This window comes from Polaromonas sp. P3_C2 (genome assembly GCF_056402675.1).
Window position 1 is genome coordinate 1 of the sequence record NZ_JBFUGX010000909.1, and the last position, 1,355, is coordinate 1,355.

General features: G+C 60.3%; 1 protein-coding gene. It reads left to right on the forward strand.

Translation table 11 applies throughout. The features are described 5' to 3' along the window. On the forward strand, positions 1-1,285 hold a 1,285-nt coding region (locus AC1DWI_RS23280; protein WP_477725930.1), incomplete at its 5' end, for an AMP-binding protein. Between the last annotated feature and the right edge of the window lie 70 nt (positions 1,286-1,355).

A 1,355-nucleotide genomic window follows, 5' to 3' on the forward strand; every position in this document is an offset into this window, starting at 1 on the left:
CGCCAACACGCTCGAGCAATGCATTGCCGCCACGCCCGTCAAGCACGTGGTGTTGTGCGCCATGGGTGACCAGCTAGGCATGCTCAAGGGCGCGCTCGTCAACTACGTGGTGCGCAACGTCAAGAAGATGGTGCCGGCCTTCAACCTGCCCGGCGCCGTGCGTTTTAACGACGCTGTGGCGCAGGGCACGCGCCTGACGCTCAAGCGGCCCGACATCAAACCAGACGACGTGGCCGTGCTGCAATACACCGGCGGCACCACAGGTGTCTCCAAGGGCGCCGTTCTGCTGCACCGCAACGTGATCGCCAATGTGCTGCAGTCCGAAGCCTGGAACAGCCCGGCCATGGCGGCCCTGCCGGCCGGCGAGCAGCTCACGTATGTCTGCGCGCTACCGCTGTACCACATCTTCGCGTTCACCGTGAACATGATGCTGGGCATGCGCACCGGCAGCAAAAACATCCTGATCCCCAATCCGCGTGACCTGACGGCCGTGCTTAAAGAGCTCTCCAGGCACAAGATCAACAGCTTCCCCGCGGTCAATACCCTGTTCAATGGCCTGGCGAATCACCCGGACTTCAACACCGTGGACTGGTCGCACCTGAAGATTTCTCTGGGTGGCGGCATGGCTGTGCAAGGCGCGGTGGCCAAGCTGTGGCTCGAGAAAACCGGCTGCCCGGTCTGCGAAGGTTACGGCCTTTCCGAGACATCACCCTCGGCCAGCTGCAACCCGACCAACAGCAAGGCCTTCACCGGCACCATCGGTGTGCCGATTCCCGGCACTTACTTCAAGCTGCTCGATGACGACGGCAATGAAGTCCCGCAAGGCCAGCCCGGCGAAATCGCCATCAAGGGTCCGCAGGTCATGGCCGGCTACTGGCAGCGCCCCGACGAGACCGCCAAGGTCATGACGCCCGACGGATACTTCAAATCAGGCGACATCGGCGTGGTCGATGAAAACGGCTTCTTCAAGATCGTCGACCGCAAGAAAGACATGATCCTTGTGAGCGGCTTCAATGTCTATCCGAACGAAATTGAGGATGTAGTGGCCAAGCTCGACGGCGTGATGGAATGTGCCTGCGTAGGCGTTGCCGATGAAAAGTCCGGCGAAGCCGTGAAGCTGGTGATCGTGAAAAAGAATCCCGAGCTCACGGAAGCACAGGTGCGGGAATACTGCAAAACCAATCTCACAGGCTACAAACAACCGAAAGTGGTGGAGTTCCGTACCGATCTGCCCAAGACGCCGGTTGGCAAGATCCTGCGCCGCGAACTGCGCGACAAGAAATAAACGGCAAGTTTCAGAGCTCGCCGCGCATGCGCGGCAGGTTTTCTAGAGGGCAGCGCAAGCTGCCCTTTTT